This window comes from Auritidibacter sp. NML120636, from assembly GCF_003185945.1.
Classification (GTDB): domain Bacteria; phylum Actinomycetota; class Actinomycetes; order Actinomycetales; family Micrococcaceae; genus Auritidibacter; species Auritidibacter ignavus.
This window is the reverse complement of record NZ_QHLO01000002.1, coordinates 277,576-296,597: the sequence shown is the minus strand read 5'-3', so window position 1 is coordinate 296,597 and position 19,022 is coordinate 277,576. Positions and strand designations below refer to the sequence as shown.

Here is a 19,022-nt window from a genome sequence, read left to right as displayed (position 1 = left end):
CCTGCAGGAATCTGGTCCGGGTTAGCCGAACGTCGCGGCGTGTCCCGATGGCAGAATGATCTGGTTCTTCGGCAGCACGGTCAGCCCGGAGTCAGTCACGGTGAACCCCCGCCGGCGGTCTTCTTCGGGGTCCAACCCAATCGAGACACCCTCGGGGACCACGACGTTTTTGTCGATAATCGCGTCTTTGATTTGCGCGCCCTCACCGATCTGTACTCCGTCGAGGATCACGGAGCTCTCCACCCAGGCATCGTGCATGACCCGAACGTTGTGGCTGAGCACTGAGCGGGAGACGGTCCCGCCAGAGATGATAACCCCCTGGGAGACAATGGAATCCACTGCGGTACCGGGACGTTTTGAGGCCGAACGGACCAGCTTCGCCGGGGGAGAGACAGATTGGTGTGTGAAGATCGGCCAGTGTTCGTTATAGAGGTCAAAGTCCGGCCAGGGCTTGACCAAGTCCATGTGGGCTTCGTAGTAGGAGTCAAGGGTACCCACGTCGCGCCAGTAGTGATAGTCCGTGCCGGCACCGGGGACTTCATTGCGGGTGAAGTCATACACGCCGGCGGTGCCGGCTTCGACGAAGCGGGGGATAATATCTCCACCCATATCGTGTTTGGTATCGGCAAGCTTGGCATCACGGTTTAGAGCATCCACCAGGGCGTCTTTGGTGAACACGTAGTTACCCATCGATGCCAGGAAATGATTCGGGTCATCGGGAAGACCGTCGGTGGTGGCCGGTTTCTCCACAAAACGAGCGATCCGGGTCGGATCCTGGTCATCGGTCTCGATGACGCCAAAGGAGGACGCCATTTCCACCGGTTGACGAACGGCTGCCACGGTGGCTTCAGCACCGGATTCGATATGTGCCTGCACCATCTGTTCGAAGTCCATCCGGTACACGTGGTCAGCACCGATGACCACCACAATGTCAGGCATGGCGTCCGAGATGAGGTTCATGGACTGATAGATCGCGTTAGCCGAGCCGAGAAACCACTGTTTACCGCGACGTTGTTGGGCTGGCACCGAGGCGATATAGTTGCTCAACTGCGTGGACAGTCGCCATGTCTCAGAAATGTGACGGTCCAGAGAATGAGATTTGTACTGGGTCAGTACCACAACCTGGAGGTAACCCGAGTTGACAATATTTGACAGGGCGAAGTCAATCAGGCGGTACTGGCCTCCAAAGGGAACCGCAGGTTTGGCTCGATCGGCGGTGAGAGGCATCAGACGTTTTCCTTCTCCACCGGCTAGCACAATGGCCAAAACCTTCTTTTTCACGAGTTCATCCCTCCAACGACGTACCACCAGAGCAGGGTTGACATCAACCGAGCCTGTGATTCGAGACTACCCAGCCACGAGGGTTTAACGCCATAGTTCTGGGCCGGACCCCCGTATCAATTCGGCGAATTTCCGTTTAGGGTTAGAGTGTGCGCATCGATATCGTGACCAAGGAATTCCCACCCGAAATCTATGGCGGAGCCGGTGTTCATGTTGCCGAGCTCACTAAAGTGCTGGCCCAACGTGTTGAGCTGATGGTTCACGCCTTCGGTACGGATCGCGATCCGAACTATCACGGGGCCACAGTCTCCTCGTATCCCACCCCTGCCGAATTGTCCGCAACCAACGGTGCGGTTCAAACGTTGGGGACCGATCTGACCATCCTCGATGATCTGGCCGGCACCGATTTGATCCACACCCATACCTGGTATGCCAATATGGCCGGTCACCTCGGAGGGCTCCTCCACGGGGTGCCCCACATTCTGTCCGCCCATTCGCTGGAGCCACTGCGACCGTGGAAAGCCGAACAACTGGGTGGGGGATATCAGCTGTCCTCGTGGGCTGAGGCCACCGCGTATGCCTCGGCGGCGGCCGTGATTGCTGTGTCCCACGGGATGAAGAATGACATCCTGACCGCCTATCCGCAGATCAATCCGGGGAAGGTGCACGTCATTCATAACGGCATTGACACGCAGGTCTGGCAACCTCGCACCACCCGCAACGTCCACCAGCGGCTGGGCATTGATCCGGAGGCTCCCACCGTGGTCTTCGTTGGACGCGTCACCCGTCAAAAGGGTGTGCCGCACCTCTTGCGTGCGATCCGTGAACTGACACCTGAGGTCCAAGTTGTCTTGGCCCTGGGGGCTGCCGATACCCCGGAATTGCAACACGAGGTGGATGATCTGCTCGCGACTTTGCAGAAAGAACGGCAGGGCGTGCACATCCTGCGCGGCATGACTCCGCGTGATGACCTGCAAGAACTGCTCTCGGCCGCCACGGTTTTCGCCTGCCCGTCGATCTACGAGCCACTGGGGATTGTCAATTTGGAAGCCATGGGCTGTCAGACCGCTGTGGTGGCCTCAGCGGTCGGCGGTATTCCCGAGGTTGTCGACGACGGCACCACCGGGTTGCTGGTCCATTATCAAGATCGTGGGGATCAAACCGGGGAACCGGTGGATCCCAATGCCTTTTCCTCTGACTTTGCTACCGCGCTACAACAGGTGCTGGATGACCCGCAACGGGCTCAGAGCATGGGGGAGGCCGGTCGTCAGCGTGCTATTGAGCACTTCTCCTGGGAGGCCATCGCGGATCAGACCGTTGAGCTCTACCGCCAGGTGCTCAACGGCTAACTGGCTGGCGCGAAGACCGGCTGACGGAGTTGGGATCCGCCCGGCTTTCGCGACGACAATAGCCCCCGACCAGGACCGTTTCGGTCACTGCTGCGGGGGCTATTGTCTCAAAGGGCGAATGACGAGCTATCCGTTCTTTTGTTGTTTCGCAGCCTGCTTGGCGCGACGGCGGAGCACCTTTTCATGAATCGGTGCATCGCCAGAAGCACGCTGAGCACGGTAGTATTCTGCGGCCTCGTCCTGGCGTTGTTGCTCTACGCCACTGGTGATGTCCATACGCAAATTCTCCTGGGAGAATCCGAAGGCATCCACCAGTTGTTGAGCGTAAGGACGCAGGCGGGCCACCAAACGGTTGTTGTACTCACGTAGCACGCGGGAGCGGTGCTGGGAGATCCGACCGTTTTCGATGAACCACCCGAGATCGTTTTCGATGGCGCTGAAGGTGAACAGATTGCGCAACCAGGTCAAGATCGTGCGGGTATCGTCGTCCTTGGTGTTATGAACCACCTTGGTGAAGGATTCCCACCGGAGCAACTCGGCGTGGCACTTGGCGGCCTGGATGACCTCGTACTGGTTTTGGTTGTAGACCGCGGCCTGTTCAGCTTGAGACTTCTTAGCGACCGAGCGCAAGGCACTGGCGACCGAAGCGATCCGAGTCCGCACCCGGTCAGCCAGCAGCTCATGCTGAACTTCTTCGTTCTTCAGCCATTCACCAGCACGAATATCTGAGCCCAGATCCACCACCTGCTGCGCGACACGGCGCAGGCCCGAGCGCTGGTAGACAGCTTCATTGGCCTGCTCGACCAGGTAGCGACCCACGGTTCCGGCTGACTGACCGGCGAATTCTTTGGAGTAGTCGGTCAGCAAACGGCGTCCGACCAATTGCAACAGCACGTTATTGTCGCCTTCGAAGGTGGTGTAGATGTCGAGGTCGGCGCGCAACTGTGTGAATCGGTTCTTAGCCATGAACCCGGCACCCCCACAGGCTTCGCGACATTCTTGCAAGGTATCCAAGGCATTCCAGGTGGTCGTCGGCTTGATAGCGGCCGCGAAGGTTTCCAGTTCCTGACGGTTCTGATCGGAATCGTCTTCTGCTGAAAAGACCTCATTGAACTTCTCCAGCAGGTCATTAGAGACGAACGTATCGGCGTAGGTGCGAGCCAGTCGGTCCAGCAAACGGCGCTGGTGCAGCTGGTAGTCCAAGATGAATTCTTCGTCGATATCCGAGGAGGCATTGAACTGACGGCGCTGGTTGGCGTAAGTGATCGCACCGGTCAGGCCCACCGCAGAGGCCAGCGAGCTGGATACCGACAACGAGACACGGCCCTGTACCAGGGTGGAGAGCATCGTGAAGAAACGACGGCCCGGGGAATCAATATCAGATGTGTAGGTGCCATCCTCTTCCACGTCGCCGTACCGGTTGAGCAGGTTGAAGCGCGGAATGCGCACATGGTCAAAGTGCAACCGGCCGTTATCGACACCGTTAAGACCGCCCTTATAACCGTCATCTTCACCGCCGACGCCGGGCAGGAAGTTGCCCTGCTCATCGCGAACCGGCACGAAGAAGGCATGCACGCCGTGGTTGACGCCTTTGGTGATCAGCTGAGCGAAGACCACCGCGGCCTTACCGTGCAGAGCGGCGTTACCCAGATAGTCCTTCCAAGCGGCCTTAAACGGCGTGTGGATTTCGAATTCGCCGTCTTCGGGAATATAGGTTGCGGTGGTCGCCACCTTGTCGACATCGGAACCGTGGCCGATTTCGGTCATCGCATAAATGCCGGGAAGCTCTAGGCTGATCACGTCTTCAAGCCACTTTTCGTGGTGTTTTTCGGTGCCCAGGTGCAGGATGGCGGCTCCGAACAGTCCCCACTGCACACCGGCTTTAATCTGCAGCGAGGGGTGTGCGTGGACGAGTTCGGAGAACCCAGCCACGTTGCCACCGTGATCGTCTTCGCCACCGAAGCGCTTCGGGAAGGCCTTCGAGATGAGATTCCTCTCAGTGAGCAACTTGAGTTGCTCCAGGTTGCGCGCCCGGTGCTCGGCCAGCGTGAGATCAATGGGGTGGTATAGGTCAGCCGATTCAGCCTCTTTGCGCATCCACAGGTGTGCGTCGGACCAACGCCCCAACGTTGCTTTCTGGAGCTCGTCGGAATCGATGGTGAGTTTCTCGTCATCTGCGGGGAACGGGGTAATGCCCATGGTGATCTATCTCCTCGTTATTGGTGTTGGGATTTTCAGATCGTGTGCTATCTGGTGTGTTGTCCGTAGGTTGTTGGCGTTTGGTCGGTGGGACCGTGCAGAGGCCACCGGCGGTGTGACAGTCTGGAGCCCAAATAGTGTCGATGTTTAGGTCCGCACTCTCACTGCCCGAGGGGTAGTCGTCATCGGGGCGTTGAGGCCCTGGACGAGCCAGTGGCTCATCCGTTTGGCTAAATCGTCAGCCGATGGCACCTGGCGCCCGGCGCTCATATCAATCAACCATTTCTCGCCGGCGTTGCGGATGAATCCAACCGCAGCATAGGACCAGTAGCGACGAGCTGCCTGATCGGCGCCATTATCTTCCACAGGGAATTCCTGTTGGGCCCGCTGCTCGACGAGTTCGGCAGTCCGGGAGAAGAACTGCGAAACCTCATGTTCGCCACGTGTCGAAAAGAAATAGACATTGGGGGAGGATCGGGCCAGGCGCAGATACACGGTGATCATCGTGTGCAACCCTTCCAGCGCCGTTTTGGGGGTCAGAATCGCTGTGCGCAGGGCGTCTTCCATGAAATGAATCGAGGCCTGCCCGACCGCAGACTGAAGTCCGAGCTTATCGCCGAAATACCGATAGAACACCGGTTTGGACGTTCCGGCGTGATGGGCAATATCGGCCATAGAGGCGTCCGGGCCCAGGTCGTGGACGGCTTCACGGGCGGCTTTGACCAGTTCGGCACGCCGAGCGCGACGGTGGTCGTCCCAACGCGTGGAACGGCCATCGACCGCGGCGGTTGTGGCGCTGGCCGCTCGGTCAGCACGCGCTACCGGACGTGGCGTAGCACGTCGGACCGGGTGCACAGAATGTGGGTGGTACTGACTGTTCACGGTACCGAGCGTATCAGGTAAGATCGGTTCTGAGTAATGCACGCCACGAAAATTTGCTGAAATCTGATGAAAGAGGATTCTCACCTCATGGCTGAACAACACACCACCGCTACCTCCTCACCTGCTGCTGTGGCTGGCGGCCCGCTCCGTCCGGCCGTGATCATCGGTGGCAACCGCATCCCCTTCGCCCGATCTCAGGGCGCTTATGCCACCGCATCGAACCAGGACCTGCTGACCTCTGCCTTAGAAGGACTCATTGCGCGCTTCGGGCTGCAGGGCGAACGCCTGGGCGAAGTCGTCGCCGGTGCGGTGATGAAGCACTCCTCGGACTTCAACCTGACCCGTGAATCGGTGCTAGGCACCGCCCTGGACCCGCACACTCCGGCCACCGAACTGCAGAAAGCGTGCGCCACCGGTTTGGAAGCGATCGGACAGATCGCCAATAAGATTCGGCTGGGACAGATCGATTCCGGGATTGGCGCCGGCACAGACACCACCTCGGATGCGCCCTTGGCTTTCAACCGGGGTGGACGCGCTGCGTTTATGAAACTGTTCCGGGCCCGGTCCACCAAAGACAAATTGGCCGCCCTGGCATCGTTGCGTCCCAAACACTTCGCCCCGCATGCACCCACCGCCGGAGAACCTCGCACCGGCTTGTCGATGGGGGATCACCAGGCGTTGACCACCCACGCCTTCGGCATTTCCCGTCAGGCACAGGACGAGTTGGCCTTGGCCAGCCACCAGAACTTAGCGCAGGCTTACGATTCCGGGTTCTTCACCGATCTGATGACCTCCTTCCGCGGTCTGAGCGAAGATAATAACCTCCGTCGAGATTCCAGCATGGAATCGCTGGCTAAACTCAAGCCGGTCTTCGGCAAGCAATTCGGTGACGAAGCCACCATGACCGCCGGTAACTCGACTCCACTCACCGATGGTGCCGCTACGGTGCTGTTGGGTACCGAACAGTGGGCTACCGAGCGCTCTTTGCCGGTCTGGGCCGAGTTTCTCGATTTTGAGTCCGGCGCCGTGGACTTCGTTGATGGCGCTGAGGGCTTGCTGATGGCCCCCACGCACGCGATCCCGCGAATGTTGGCTCGCCATGGTCTGCGCCTACAAGATTTCGACTACTACGAGATTCACGAAGCTTTTGCGGGCACCGTGCTGTCCACTTTGGCTGCCTTCGAATCTGATGAGTACTGTCGCGAAGTCTTGGGACTAGATGGCGCGTTGGGCGCCATCGATCGTAGCAAGCTCAATGTCCACGGGTCCTCCTTAGCTGCCGGTCATCCCTTCGCAGCCACCGGTCCGCGGATTGTGGCCAGCCTGTCGAAGACCTTGCACGCCCACGGGACCGGGTCACTGGGTCTGATTTCAGTCTGCGCGGCCGGCGGTCAGGGCGTGGTGGCCATCGTCAAGGGTCGCTAACCCCCGCCTGCTGCGCCACCGTCTGCACACCCCAGCTACACATACCAATCTGTTGACATAGAGGTTGATTGATGAGTACTAAACCCACTGATGGTTACACCGCTTTTGTCCAAAACCCGCTCGGCAAGAAAGTCACCGGTGCCCTGGGGTTGCCCCAGCCCACACCGCTGAAACGCTATGCCCCAGGTCAGCCCGTCGTTGACGGCCCAGCACTGATCATTGGCACGTCCCCGGTGGCTGAGGCCACCGCCAGCTATCTGTTCCACCTCGGTGTCGATGTCCGTCGCGACCGTGGCCTGAAGACGAGGTTCGCCGGCATCATTGTCGCTGTCGATGATGTAGATGATCTCTCCCAGCTCTCCGAACCGATCCTCGAGCTCGGTGCCAGTCTGCGCCAGCTGGATAAAAACGGTCGCGTCATCATCATCGGTCGGGATCCACAGGCAGCCCCGATCGCCGGTGATCCCCAACAGCTCGGTGTTCGCCAGGCAATCACCGGCATCACCCGCTCGGTGGCCCACGAAATGCGTTACGGCTCCACCGCCAATGACATTCTCATCTGCGATGATGTGGTTGCCGATGCGCCCTCGGTGATGGGCGCGATCTCCTTTTTCCTCTCGACCCGCTCGGCCTATGTCTCCGGGCAGTTTTTGACCGTCACCTCCGACGCCGGAGCGCTACCGGCTGACGCCGATCAGCCCCTGGCCGGCAAGACGATTGTGGTTACCGGTGCTGCCCGCGGTATCGGGGCCGCCATCGCCGAGGTGCTGGCCCGGGACGGGGCCAAGGTCGTCGGTGTGGACGTGCCGGCCGCCGGTGAAGCGCTGGCACAGACCATCAACCGGGTCGAAGGCCTCGCCTTGCAGTTGGATATCACCGCCGAGGACGCCGGAGAGCAAATCCTGAGATTCGTCTCCGAGCGCATCGGTCGCCTGGATGGCATCGTGCACAACGCCGGGATTACCCGCGATAAGTTACTGGCCAATATGGACGCTTCGCGCTGGGATTCGGTGCTGGCCGTCAACGTGCAGGCTCCGTTGCGCATCAACGACCAACTGTTGGCCGCTCGCGATACCGGCGACCCCGCAGTGGCCGGCAACCTCCACATCGTCTCGCTGGCGTCCACCTCCGGTATAGCCGGTAACCGTGGCCAGACCAACTACGCGGCCTCCAAGGCCGGGATCATCGGGTTCACCCAAGCTTATGCCGACCGGCTGGCTACCAACGGCGGCAGCATTAATGCGGTCGCTCCCGGTTTCATCGAGACCGACATGACCGCAAAAATGCCGACGCTCACCCGTGAGGTCGGTCGTCGCGTCAACTCCTTGAGCCAGGGTGGCCTGCCGGTGGATGTGGCCGAAGCGATCGGCTTCCTCCTTTCCGATCAGTCAGCCGGCATCAACGGGCGCACCCTGCGCGTGTGCGGTCAAGCAGTGATGGGGGCCTAACCGATGACCACACCACCTCTCCTGCACGACGTCACACCACCGACACACTGGAAACATCAGGAACAACTTCCCAGCCTCGGGGCACTGTATGGCAAGGTGGCAGCCGGAACGGTCGGGGCCACCCTGTCGTCACTGATTGGCAAGATCACCCCGGGAACCTCGGCGACGGGCAAGGGCTCCGGCTCGTTGCCCACCGCCGGGTGGAAAGTCACCGGCCAGGCGGTCTCCCGCCAGCAAGTCGATGACTACATTCAGCTCTTTGGGGCCACCGGGGCTATCGGTCACGACACGGTTCCGTCGTTGGCCTTACACATTGCCACGTTCCCGTTGTCCATGGGAATGATGGCCTCCAAGAACTTCCCGCTACCACTGCTGGGCCTGGTGCATCTAGACCACACAGTAGATCATCTGCATCCGGTGGCGATCGATCAGCCGTTGATCGTGACCACCTGGGCGGATTCTCTGGGGGCACACCAACGAGGAACGACCGTGGCGATCTGGGTGCAGATCCACGATGAGGCGAACCCGCGGAAACTGCTCTGGCAGGGCCGGGCCACCTATTTATCCCGAGGAATTTTCCTCGCCGGCCGGCCCGAAGCGGAAACCGGCTCCGAAGACAGTGACTCGACAGGCTCCGCGCACCGGGATTTCCAGCCACCGGTAGCCACCGCCTCCTGGAGGTTGCCGGCTGATACCGGTCGGAACTACGCCGGGGTGTCTGGAGACGTCAACCCGATTCATATGAATCATCTGACCGCCAAAGCACTGGGGATGCCCGGGATGATTGCCCACGGGATGTATCTGGCCGGACGCATGCTGGCCGGGCGTGAGCCCCAGGCACCGTTTTCGTGGCAGATCAGCTTCGCCAAACCGGTGACGCTACCGACCACGGTCGCGGTGGCCGTGGAGCACAACTCGGAAGAGGTTACCGAGTTCACCGGCTGGAACCCGATGAAGAAATTGCCGCATTTCTTCGGTCAGCTACGAACTGCATCACCCGTTGCGCCGAGGTCTGCCAGCTAAAGCCTTGGGCATGGGCAACCGCTGCGCGACCGTAGTTCTCCCAGACCTGTGGCTGGGCCAGCGCCTGTTTCAAGGCGGTGGCCCACGTATCTGGGTTGAGGTCCTCGAGAAGTTCTCCGGTGTGACCGTGGTCGACGACAGTGCTGAGCCCTCCGGCTCGGTGTGCCAGCACACCGGTGCCGCAGGCTTGGGCTTCGGCAGCAACGAGACCAAAGCTTTCGGTCACACTGGGCATAACCACCAGATCGGCGGTGCGCATCATGGCAGCCAGCTTGGTGGGTTCCACCGGCGGGATAAAGCGCACCACGTCGGAGACTCCCAACCGATCGGCGAGCTCGGGCAGGTGCTGTGCTACCGCCCCGGACGGTGCTCCAGTGAAGATCACGTCCAGTAGCCCGGTCTGTGGCGAGCGCTGCCGATCGAGGTCCGCTTGTACCTGTGCTAAGGCGTGGAGCAGAATCTGCGGGCCTTTATGAGGTTGGAAACGACCAGCGAAAAGGATGCGGAATCCGGACTCGGGGCTATCTTCAGCGGTGCTGGGCCACCATCGGGGGCCGTGTTCGGTGTAGATCCGGTGGTCCACCCCGGGGGTGATGATCTGGATCTTGTCCGGATCGGCCCCACAATAGGTGACCAGCTCTTCAGCTTCGGTGGCGGTATTGGCGGTCAATATATCAGCTGCGGCGACGATCTGAGTTTCACCGGCTTCGCGCGCCGAGGGCTCGGGGTGAGACCGTTGGCCGGAAGCGTCCTGCCAGGCGTGGGCTTCTCCGTGATTTTTCACCGCGGCGATGGTGTGCATGCAGTGGGCGTGGGTAATTCGGACCGCCTGGTGCTCATCGCGTAGCCGGGCGACGAGGCTCCGCCCAGCCAAGCCCGATAGCCAGTAGTGGCTATAGACCAGAATGTCTTCGTCGAACCCAGGCAGGTGGCTTACGGGCCCAGACAGGTGAGCGTGGACGGCTTGCGCAAATTCCTCAACGTATTCGGACAGGGCTTCTTTGGCGATGGGCTGGCGTGGACCTGCGGGGACGGAAATTTCTGCAACATCCTCGGTGCCCGGTAGTAGCCGCCCGGCGGGCAGGGCCCCGGCTTGCGGGTCGGTGACCGGTTCGGTCGCACGGGTGTAGATCACCACCCGGTGGCCGAGGGCGCGCAGTGCCCGGGCCATATTGGCCACGTAGACGTTCATCCCGCCAGCGTCGCCGGACCCAGGCTGCGCTAAGGCTGAGGTGTGCATACTCAGCATCACCACCAGGCAACGTGGCCCCTGAGCCAGCGAGGTTCCACGACTGCTGGTTGAGTGAGCACGATCAGCTTTAGTCATGATGGATGGCAGTGTTCATCACGCGGAAGAGCTCACGGTATTCCGGGGTGGTTTCCAGATCGTCGACCAGCACCGGGTCACCGTGCAGGTTGGTGAGTGGTTGGCACCAGTTGGGATACTGGTCCTGGGTGGTGCCGGGCTGATTCTGGATGCGTTGATCAGCCACGGCATCGACCAAGGCCACGGCATGGAGCCGAGAGGGTGCGCGAGCAATGAAGCGGTGCAGCGCCTGAATCACGGGAATAAGGGGAATTTCGTCGAGGTCGTGCACACGGGCCGAACTGGCCGTCAAGAGTCCGCGTTGGACCAGGGCCTTCAGGTAGCCGCGTATATCACGGAGGAAGGTGGCTCGCTCGGCCTCGGCAGAGGTGGTTAGCAACTGGAGTTCTTCCCGTAAATCCAGGTGGACTCCGCGCAGGTAGCCGGCGGTGGGTGGCAAATCGTGGGTGTTGACAGTGGCTAGGCACAACCGGCGGTACTCGGAGGGATCGTGGGGGATGCCGTCATCTTGTTCAAACCAGACAATACTGGTGCCCAGAATCTTTCGGGAGGACAGTTCGGTAACCACCGAATCGTCGACGGTCCCCAGGTCTTCTCCGACGATCAGCACTCCGGCGCGTTGGGCCTCGAGTGCAAGAATGCCGAGCATGGCGCGGGAGTCGTAACGAACGTAGGCCCCATGGTTCGGCGTGGTGCCTTCGGGGACCCACCACAGGCGGAACTGGCCCAGAATATGGTCGATACGCACCGCACCGACCCCGGCAAAGACACTACGAAGCATCTGCCGGTAGGCCCGGTATCCGGTGGCACCGAGGGTCCGAGGGTTCCAGGGGTGCTGGGACCAGTCTTGTCCGAGCTGGTTGTACATGTCCGGGGGAGCACCTACCGAGAATGGCTCCACCAGCGCGTCCGGATGCATCCAAGCATCGGCGGTATACCGGTCAGCTCCCACTGCGAGATCCACCATGACCCCGGTGCGCATCCCGGCCTGTAGCCCGCGCTTGTGGGCTACCCGGAGCTGGGTGGTGCATAGGAACTGAAGCCAGGCGAAGAACAGCAGTCGTGAGGAATCGATCTGAGGGTGATGGTTCAGATCGTGGTCGAGCAACGACCGGCATGCTGGCAGGTCGCTCAGCTGAATCTGGTCGTCTCGTCCGTCTTCGCGCAAGACACACCAGGCAGCGAAATTGCGCAACTGAGCACCACGATCCTGGCAGAAATCATGGAAGGCCCCGGCCGTGATGGCCTTGGTCGTGAGTTCTTCTTCGAACCGGGTGAAGATCAGGCGCAACGCCTGAATTTTGGCCCGGTAGCTTGCGGTACGGTCCAGCCGGTCTGCGGTGTTGTTCGTGGCCTTCAACGGGCTAGCCAGCTGGGCAATCCGGTTTTGATCATCCACCGACAGGCCCTGGTATTCGGCCACATCTTCTACCCGGAGATACAGCGGGTTGAGGAAACTTCGCGTCACCGGCGAATACGGTGAGTCAAGAAGTGGCGGTACCGGCTCTGAGGCGTGCAGCGGGTTGGTGAGCACAAAATCGGCGCCTTCTAAGGCTGCCAGTTCCATGATCCGGGCCAGGTCGGCAAAATCACCAATACCCCAAGAGTCGCTGGAGCGCACCGAGTATAGCTGAACGGTCACGCCCCAACCGCGACGGTTGTCGTATCTTGCGGTGGCCGAAATCGTGGAAGGCACCACGATGACTGAGAGATCGACCACATCTGAAGCCGGCGCAGTCAGTCTCAGCTGGTAATCACCGACCGGAAGCCCGGCCGGAAAAATCAGTCGCGGGGCGGTTTCGGAACAGTCTGTTGAGACCCGCTGAGGCGCATGCTGTATCTCAGGGAGCAACTCCTGTGTGGACCACTCGGTTGCGATGGTCTCATGGCCTCCGAGCACATCAACGGGCTGGAATGATTCAACCACCCAGTCGCCAGTTTCAAACGGCAAGGACAGCTCTCGGCCCTGGTCGCTATCGACGATGACCGTGGTCGTGAAGGGTTGTTCAGTCGGTCGAGATTTTGCCTCATCGATGGCTTGACGTAGATCGAGTGCGCTGAGGTCGGCGAACTCCTGCGCTTGATCGGGCAGGGGTGCGGCGAAAAACTGGAGTATCTGCACCACGGTGTCGAGGTCCACGCTGGCGTCGTCCCCGTTTTGGGCTGTGAAATGCGTTTGCACCCCGTAGTATTCGGCTAGCTCCGTCAGCAACCGTTCGCGCAACGGCTGATGTGTAGGTTGACGTGCAGGCATCTGGCTTCTCCGTGCTCAAGACTCAGCGGGACTTCACCCTTTAGTGTCTCACTTTTCTTCGCCCTGGCTGAACCTTTGTCGATACCCCGACATCCTCAACATGCCTACTCAAGATGATGAGTCGTGCTTCACCCAGCATAGGTCTCAGTGAAGTGTTGATGGACGGAGGAGCTAAACCATTGTGATAGTTGCACTTTCTATATACAGTGTCCTATTGTCATCAACTTCTGACGAAAACAGCACTGAAGACTATCAGGGCTTTCGTTCGACCAGGGGTTCTCGTCACTCCGTCCGATTCACCGACCTCTTGCGGGCCATTCGTGGCACCCACACACTGCGCTTAATGATTGGCTTCCGACCTCGTTTCCAACTCATCTCGTGGGAGACCGTCAACACACTCACGAGCGGATCCACGAGACCAAAACGGTGGTCTATGGTGGCCAGTCAACGCGATGGTATCGCCTGAGGTGCGCGGTATGGTCCACCGGTCGAGGGTTGGCGATTGGGCGGTACAACACCGCGGAGGATTACCATGACTCAACCCGAAAACCAGCAGCCCCAACCACCACATGATCGCTCACAGCCACAAGCACCAACCGCCCGCTGAACTGCACACCAAGTAGCACCAGGACCAACCAGACAGTCTGCTCAGCAACAAGCTCCTGGACAGGAGCTCGGCGCCACGAAATCCTGGGTTCCCGTGGTGCTGGCCGTTCTCACCGGGGTGGGCACACTATCGCTTTTCATGCCATTAGCACAGGTTTCGTATTCTGGCGGAATTTTTTCATTCTCGGAGCCCTTGTCGGCGTCCGTCTCGGCCTTGGAGGAGGATGCTGAAACCCTCGGCTGGGTTCACCTGCTCCTGTTCCTGGTCACCCTGGCGTTCAGTTTGCTGGCTTTAGGCAAATCAGCTCGTAGCTTTCAGTTCACCACCGCGCTGTTGGCAGCCCTGGTCGGTGCCTTCCACATCATCTACATGCTGTACTGGATCAACGAAGAAGCCGGGTATGACTACACCGTTTTCTTCTTCGAAGACGGCGGGATGGCCGGAATCGGTATGTGGCTGTTGTTGCTGGCATCCTTGGGTATGGTGATCTTTTCCATCATGCTTTTGGTGCAGCTACTCGGTCGGAAGCGCACTGTATAAGCACCGCTTAAACGTAGATGAGCCCCGGAATGTCACGGCTCAAAACAGTTCGAGCCTGGGAGCAAATGCTCTCAGGCTCGAACTGTTTTCCATCCGTGCGCGGAGGGGGACTTGAACCCCCACGACCGATAAAGGTCACAGCGACCTCAACGCTGCGCGTCTACCAATTCCGCCACCCGCGCGGGTGAAGTAATGTCCCACCATGAACGGTTTAGACCGGCATCGGGGAGTGGCAACCTGTACATCTTAGCACGAGAAAAAACGTTCTGCGGTAACAGTGCTATAGCGCGTATCGTCTCACCGCGAATCTGTGACCAATTTAGCCCCTCCCGTTAGAGTGGGATACATGACAGCTTCACCGGAGTCGCACATTCCAGAACCCGGTCTGCTCAGCCAGCGGGTCGCGCAGATCACCTCGGATTTGATTCGCATTGACACCACGAATTTCGGGGGTAATAACTGTCGCGGAGAACGCGAAGCAGCCGAGTACTGTGCCCACGTGATGTCGGATCTGGGCATGAATCCCGAAATCATCGAATCGGTACCGGACCGGTTTTCGGTCATCGGTCGCTTAGCCGGGTGGGACGCGGAGGCTCCAGCACTGATTCTGCACGGCCATCTCGACGTCGTCCCGGCTCAAGCTGAAGAGTGGTCCCGGGACCCGTTCAGCGGTGAGATTGACGAGGACGGCATGATCTGGGGCCGTGGTGCGGTGGATATGAAGGGCATGGATGCCATGATGCTCACCGCACTTGAATACCTGGTCCACAACGAGCTTCGTCCCCGTCGTGACATCATCTTATGCCTGTTCTCCGACGAAGAGGCCGGGGGAGTCTACGGAGCCCAGTGGATGGTGCAGAACCGTCCGGAGCTACTTACCGATGCCACCGAGGCCATTTCCGAGGTGGGCGGTTTTTCCGCGGAGATTGCCGGGCAACGGGCTTATCTGTTGCAAACCGGCGAGAAAGGCATCGCCTGGCTGAATCTCACCGCCACCGCCTCACCGGGGCACGGATCCTCGGTGCACCCCGATAATGCCGTCACCCGACTGGCCGGAGCCATGGACCGCATTGGCCGGCACACCTGGCCACTAAATTACACCAAGACCACGCGGGATTTGATGGAGCAGGTCTCAGAGATGATGGGGGTCGATTTTGACGAGACCGATCCCTCCCCGCAGTTGGAAGCTTTGGGTTCTGCGGCAAAATTCGTCGGTTCTACCTTGCGCAATTCCGCCAATCCCACAGGCATGACAGCCGGATATAAACACAACGTCATTCCGGGGACAGCACGAGGCACAGTCGATGCTCGCGTGTTACCGGGTGAAGACGACAAGGTCATGGAACAGCTTCGTGAACTGGCCGGTGACGGCATCGAGTTCGACTATGAACACAAGGTCTCGTCCTTAGAGGTGCCCTTCTCTGGCGATCTCATTGAGCTGATGGTCGCAGCCATTGAAGCCGAAGACCCCGGCGCTCGGGTGTTGCCCTTTATGATGTCTGGTGGCACCGACAATAACCACCTGTCCCAGCTCGGCATCACCGGGTATGGTTTCATGCCTCTGAAACTTCCGGCTGATCTGGACTTCACGGCCCTTTTCCACGGCATCGATGAACGTATTCCGGTGGATTCCTTGGACTTCGGAGTACGCACCCTGGTGCGCGTGCTGGAACCCGGACACGATGAAAGGAATCGGTGAGACTGTTGACGCAGATCACCTCAGAGCATTCAGCAAAGATCAGCAAAGTTCTCACCCCTGAACTCTTAGAAACACTGCGGGCTCGCGCCGTCGAGCACGATGAAAACAACACGTTCCCACACGACGATCTCCAGGACTTAGCCGAGACCGGCTATTTGCGCGCCCAAACCCCAGTGGATTTGGGCGGGCTTGGGTGGGACTTCGCCGTGATCACCGAAGCCCAGCGGCTGCTAGCCACCGCCTCTCCGGCGACCGCGTTGGCGGTCAATATGCACCAGATCATCAACGCGGTCGCCTCGGTCTTCGCCATCCACGGAGATGACTCGCTGACGTTTATTCATCGTGGCTCTGCCAATGGTGAGATATACGCATTTGGTATCTCCGAGGCTGGCAATGACGCCGTGCTGTTCGACTCCAGCACCGAAGCCGTGGCGAACCCCGACGGCTCGGTGACGTTGACCGGAACCAAGATCTTCACCAGCCTCTCACCGGCCTGGACGCACCTGCTGACCTTCGGGAAAACGCCCGACGGATCGCAACTGATCTTCGGCGTCCTGGATCGTAGCGCTGAGGGGATCAGCGCCGATGATTCCAGCTGGGACATGCTCGGCATGCGCGCTACCTTCTCACTCGTTACCCGCTTGGAGCAGGCCACAATCTCAGCAGAAAAAGTCATTCGTCGCTTACCGGTAGGCCCCAACCAAGATCTGCTGGTCTTCGGGATTTTCTCGACTTTTTTGACGCTACTGTCTGCGGTCTACACCGGGATCGGGGACCGGGCGGTGGAACTGGCCCAGCAGGCTTTGGCTCTTCGCACCTCCACAGTTCAGGGCATCACCTTGGATCAGGATCCGGTGTTGCGGTATCACGCCGGTGAAGCAGCGCTGCGGCAACTCACCCAGAACGCGCAACTGCGCTACCTGTCCGAAGCAATCCGAGACAACAAAGACTTCGGCCCGGAGTGGTTCCCACGACTGGTGGCCAATAAGACTCACGCGGTGCGCACCGCAAAAGAACAGGTGGATTACGCGTTTCAGATATCGGGTGGGGCCAGCTTCAACCGCCACACCGAGATTTCACGGCTTTATCGTGACGTGATTGCCGGTTTCTTCCATCCCTCCAACGACGCGTCGGCACACAACACGTTGGCCACCTGGGCGCTCGGTCCGCTTGACCAGTAGCCACGGACCGGGATCCCCCAGTCAGCCCGTCTAGAGGGTGGACGCGACTTTATAGATCTTCCGACGCATCCAGAATCGGCGTGCCCCACCGCGGTAGATCAAGGACCGTTTCAGTTCCCATTTACCGTACTCGGCGTGCTCGACCAGCCGGCGACGAGCCTCTGGGAGGGAGTCATTCGGGGCAACTGTCAAAACCAGGTATTCCCAGCGGTCCTGGCGAGTCAGACTATCGACGGTTGAGACCACGGGATCTTCGCGCACAGAGCCTTCTCCTTGACGTTGTGGTGGGACCTGCACGCGTGTGGGGTGCAGGCATCCTCAGCTGGAGTCCAGACTAGCCGATCAAGGACACTCCAGGCAGGTGGGCGTAACACCGTATTGCTTACCGTGAAAGAAAATCGGACACAGATGCCGAATAAAGGTGTACCACGCCACGATTTCCAGCTAGCGTATCTACTATGAGTAGCGATCCACGCGTAGAGCTCCAGTCGTTAGTATCCGCCCTGCAGGAGCACATGATGGCGGCGTTGAATAAGGACGATTCGGACACGACCACGTTGGAGTCTGCCGAAGACGCCCTGGTTGAGGCATTTGAGAACTACGAGGACGCCCTCTACAACGTCACCGGCGAGGTCACCCCTCTCGACATTTTCGAAGATGACGACATCGACGACGATGACGACGACTTTGACGATGATGACTACGATGAGGACGACGAGGACGAGGATTACTAGGCTGGACCATCTGGTCTGATCGTCTTTCTGAACGTATATCGCTGGCCTGGGCGGATGAACCCTGTTCGACCACCACATTTTTCGACTCACCCGACCCGTGTCTAAGGTTCTCAGAGAACTGACGTAGAATCGTCCGGCGTGAGTTGGATTGAGGCAATCATTCTCGGGCTAATCCAAGGCCTGACAGAATTTATTCCGATATCGTCGTCGGCGCACCTGCGTATCGCCGGAGAGTTCTTGCCCCGGGCCGAAGATCCCGGTGCTGCATTTACTGCGATCACCCAGATCGGTACGGAACTGGCCGTGCTGATTTTTTTCTGGCGAGATATCGTCAACATCATCAGCAAATGGTTCCAGGCTTTAGCGCGTAAAGTACCTCAATCCGATCCCGACGTGCGCATGGGCTGGCTGATCATTGTCGGTTCCATCCCCATTGGAGTGCTGGGATTGCTGTTAGAAGACTGGATTGATACCAGCTTCCGTTCGCTATGGATCGTGGCAACCATGCTCATCGTCTTCGGTGTGTTGCTGGCTGTCGCCGATACGTTGGGTCGCCAGGTCAAACCGCTGGAGAAACTCACCTGGCGTGACGGTATTCTCTACGGTTTCGCCCAAGCGCTGGCGTTAATACCGGGTGTCTCGCGTTCTGGTGGCACGATTACTATGGGGCTGGCGCTGGGCTACACACGCCAAGCAGCCACCCGCTACGCCTTCCTGCTGGCGGTGCCGGCCGTGTTCGCCTCAGGTTTTTATAAGCTCTTTGGCGCCCTGACTGACCCCGCCGAAGCCCAAGGAGCCTTCGGGTTAGGTGAGACCTTCGTGGCCACCGTCGTGTCTTTCGTTGTTGGGTATGCCGTCATTGCCTGGCTGATGCGGTTCATCTCGCAGAACTCGTATAAGCCCTTTGTGTGGTATCGCATTGCGCTGGGTACGGTGCTGTTCGTTCTGCTGGGCTTTGATGTCATCTCGGCCTAATCAACATGACCAGATCAGCACCGTCGATTAGAGTCAAGACGGTACCAACGACGTTGTGAGATGACGTCGGCCATCACTGACAACACCGCTTTCAGGAG

At 59.5% G+C, this 19,022-nt stretch carries 15 protein-coding genes and 1 tRNA gene; 9 read left to right on the top strand and 7 right to left on the bottom strand.

Annotation, left to right across the window (positions count from 1 at the left end; genetic code table 11):
- Positions 1 to 21: 21 nt before the first annotated feature.
- A complete protein-coding gene (gene glgC, locus DCC25_RS03135) occupies positions 22 to 1,281 on the bottom strand; it encodes a glucose-1-phosphate adenylyltransferase (protein ID WP_199445861.1) in 1,260 nt (419 codons plus the stop codon).
- Between the two features lie 149 nt (positions 1,282 to 1,430).
- Here glgC and glgA point away from each other — a divergent pair, with 149 nt between their 5' ends.
- Positions 1,431 to 2,630: a glycogen synthase gene (gene glgA / locus DCC25_RS03130; protein ID WP_110100575.1), complete on the top strand. Its 1,200-nt coding sequence runs from the start codon at positions 1,431 to 1,433 to the stop codon at positions 2,628 to 2,630.
- Positions 2,631 to 2,756: 126 nt separating this feature from the next.
- Here the strand turns inward: glgA and DCC25_RS03125 are convergent, their stop codons facing one another.
- Together DCC25_RS03125 and DCC25_RS03120 are read right to left on the bottom strand one after the other, a co-directional pair.
- Positions 2,757 to 4,829, bottom strand: a complete 2,073-nt coding sequence (locus DCC25_RS03125; protein WP_110100574.1) for an acyl-CoA dehydrogenase — start codon at positions 4,827 to 4,829, stop codon at positions 2,757 to 2,759.
- 147 nt (positions 4,830 to 4,976) lie between these two features.
- Positions 4,977 to 5,753 carry a TetR/AcrR family transcriptional regulator gene (locus DCC25_RS03120; RefSeq protein ID WP_158524705.1) on the bottom strand — a complete coding sequence of 259 codons (777 nt, stop codon included), beginning with the start codon at positions 5,751 to 5,753 and terminating at the stop codon, positions 4,977 to 4,979.
- Positions 5,754 to 5,798: 45 nt separating this feature from the next.
- Here DCC25_RS03120 and DCC25_RS03115 point away from each other — a divergent pair, with 45 nt between their 5' ends.
- From DCC25_RS03115 to DCC25_RS03105, 3 genes are all read left to right on the top strand, one after another.
- Positions 5,799 to 7,136 carry an acetyl-CoA C-acetyltransferase gene (locus DCC25_RS03115; RefSeq protein ID WP_110100573.1) on the top strand — a complete coding sequence of 446 codons (1,338 nt, stop codon included), beginning with the start codon at positions 5,799 to 5,801 and terminating at the stop codon, positions 7,134 to 7,136.
- Positions 7,137 to 7,207: 71 nt separating this feature from the next.
- Positions 7,208 to 8,584 carry a 3-oxoacyl-ACP reductase gene (locus DCC25_RS03110; protein WP_110100572.1) on the top strand — a complete coding sequence of 459 codons (1,377 nt, stop codon included), beginning with the start codon at positions 7,208 to 7,210 and terminating at the stop codon, positions 8,582 to 8,584.
- Positions 8,585 to 8,587: 3 nt separating this feature from the next.
- Positions 8,588 to 9,607, top strand: a complete 1,020-nt coding sequence (locus DCC25_RS03105; RefSeq protein ID WP_110100571.1) for a MaoC/PaaZ C-terminal domain-containing protein — start codon at positions 8,588 to 8,590, stop codon at positions 9,605 to 9,607.
- Here the strand turns inward: DCC25_RS03105 and DCC25_RS03100 are convergent.
- Positions 9,519 to 10,934 carry a glycosyltransferase gene (locus DCC25_RS03100; protein WP_110098331.1) on the bottom strand — a complete coding sequence of 472 codons (1,416 nt, stop codon included), beginning with the start codon at positions 10,932 to 10,934 and terminating at the stop codon, positions 9,519 to 9,521. The two genes, DCC25_RS03105 and DCC25_RS03100, sit on opposite strands and share 89 nt — an antisense overlap.
- Positions 10,927 to 13,188, bottom strand: coding sequence for a 4-alpha-glucanotransferase (malQ, locus tag DCC25_RS03095; RefSeq protein WP_110098332.1), 2,262 nt, complete (start codon positions 13,186 to 13,188; stop codon positions 10,927 to 10,929). Before malQ ends, DCC25_RS03100 begins: the two co-directional genes overlap by 8 nt.
- A gap of 745 nt (positions 13,189 to 13,933) precedes the next feature.
- Between malQ and DCC25_RS03090 the strand changes: the two genes are divergently transcribed.
- Positions 13,934 to 14,335, top strand: a complete 402-nt coding sequence (locus tag DCC25_RS03090; RefSeq protein WP_146206402.1) for a hypothetical protein — start codon at positions 13,934 to 13,936, stop codon at positions 14,333 to 14,335.
- 96 nt (positions 14,336 to 14,431) lie between these two features.
- Here DCC25_RS03090 and DCC25_RS03085 read toward each other — a convergent pair.
- A tRNA-Leu gene (locus DCC25_RS03085) sits at positions 14,432 to 14,517 on the bottom strand.
- 164 nt (positions 14,518 to 14,681) lie between these two features.
- Between DCC25_RS03085 and DCC25_RS03080 the strand changes: the two genes are divergently transcribed.
- A complete protein-coding gene (locus DCC25_RS03080; RefSeq protein ID WP_110100569.1) occupies positions 14,682 to 16,034 on the top strand; it encodes a M20/M25/M40 family metallo-hydrolase in 1,353 nt (450 codons plus the stop codon).
- Complete coding sequence (locus tag DCC25_RS03075; protein ID WP_334228078.1) at positions 16,031 to 17,215, top strand: acyl-CoA dehydrogenase family protein; 1,185 nt, start codon at positions 16,031 to 16,033, stop codon at positions 17,213 to 17,215. The genes DCC25_RS03080 and DCC25_RS03075 overlap by 4 nt, the downstream gene beginning before the upstream one ends.
- Before the next feature lie 30 nt (positions 17,216 to 17,245).
- Here DCC25_RS03075 and DCC25_RS03070 read toward each other — a convergent pair whose 3' ends face one another.
- Positions 17,246 to 17,476 carry a DUF5703 family protein gene (locus DCC25_RS03070; RefSeq protein ID WP_110098335.1) on the bottom strand — a complete coding sequence of 77 codons (231 nt, stop codon included), beginning with the start codon at positions 17,474 to 17,476 and terminating at the stop codon, positions 17,246 to 17,248.
- A 197-nt stretch (positions 17,477 to 17,673) separates the two neighbouring features.
- On the opposite strand from DCC25_RS03070, the gene DCC25_RS03065 reads away from it, so the two are divergent.
- Together DCC25_RS03065 and DCC25_RS03060 are read left to right on the top strand one after the other, a co-directional pair.
- A complete protein-coding gene (locus DCC25_RS03065; RefSeq protein WP_110098336.1) occupies positions 17,674 to 17,949 on the top strand; it encodes a hypothetical protein in 276 nt (91 codons plus the stop codon).
- Positions 17,950 to 18,087: 138 nt separating this feature from the next.
- Positions 18,088 to 18,924, top strand: a complete 837-nt coding sequence (locus DCC25_RS03060) for an undecaprenyl-diphosphate phosphatase (RefSeq protein ID WP_110098337.1) — start codon at positions 18,088 to 18,090, stop codon at positions 18,922 to 18,924.
- The last annotated feature ends 98 nt before the right edge of the window (positions 18,925 to 19,022 follow it).

Coding starts and splice junctions, on each gene's coding strand:
- DCC25_RS03110 (WP_110100572.1), top strand. CDS start 7,208: ATGAGTACTAAACCCACTGATGGTTACACCGCTTTTGTCCAAAACCCG.
- DCC25_RS03115 (WP_110100573.1), top strand. CDS start 5,799: ATGGCTGAACAACACACCACCGCTACCTCCTCACCTGCTGCTGTGGCT.
- DCC25_RS03065 (WP_110098336.1), top strand. CDS start 17,674: ATGAGTAGCGATCCACGCGTAGAGCTCCAGTCGTTAGTATCCGCCCTG.
- DCC25_RS03080 (WP_110100569.1), top strand. CDS start 14,682: ATGACAGCTTCACCGGAGTCGCACATTCCAGAACCCGGTCTGCTCAGC.
- DCC25_RS03125 (WP_110100574.1), bottom strand. CDS start 4,829: ATGGGCATTACCCCGTTCCCCGCAGATGACGAGAAACTCACCATCGAT.
- DCC25_RS03105 (WP_110100571.1), top strand. CDS start 8,588: ATGACCACACCACCTCTCCTGCACGACGTCACACCACCGACACACTGG.
- DCC25_RS03100 (WP_110098331.1), bottom strand. CDS start 10,934: ATGACTAAAGCTGATCGTGCTCACTCAACCAGCAGTCGTGGAACCTCG.
- DCC25_RS03090 (WP_146206402.1), top strand. CDS start 13,934: ATGCCATTAGCACAGGTTTCGTATTCTGGCGGAATTTTTTCATTCTCG.
- malQ (WP_110098332.1), bottom strand. CDS start 13,188: ATGCCTGCACGTCAACCTACACATCAGCCGTTGCGCGAACGGTTGCTG.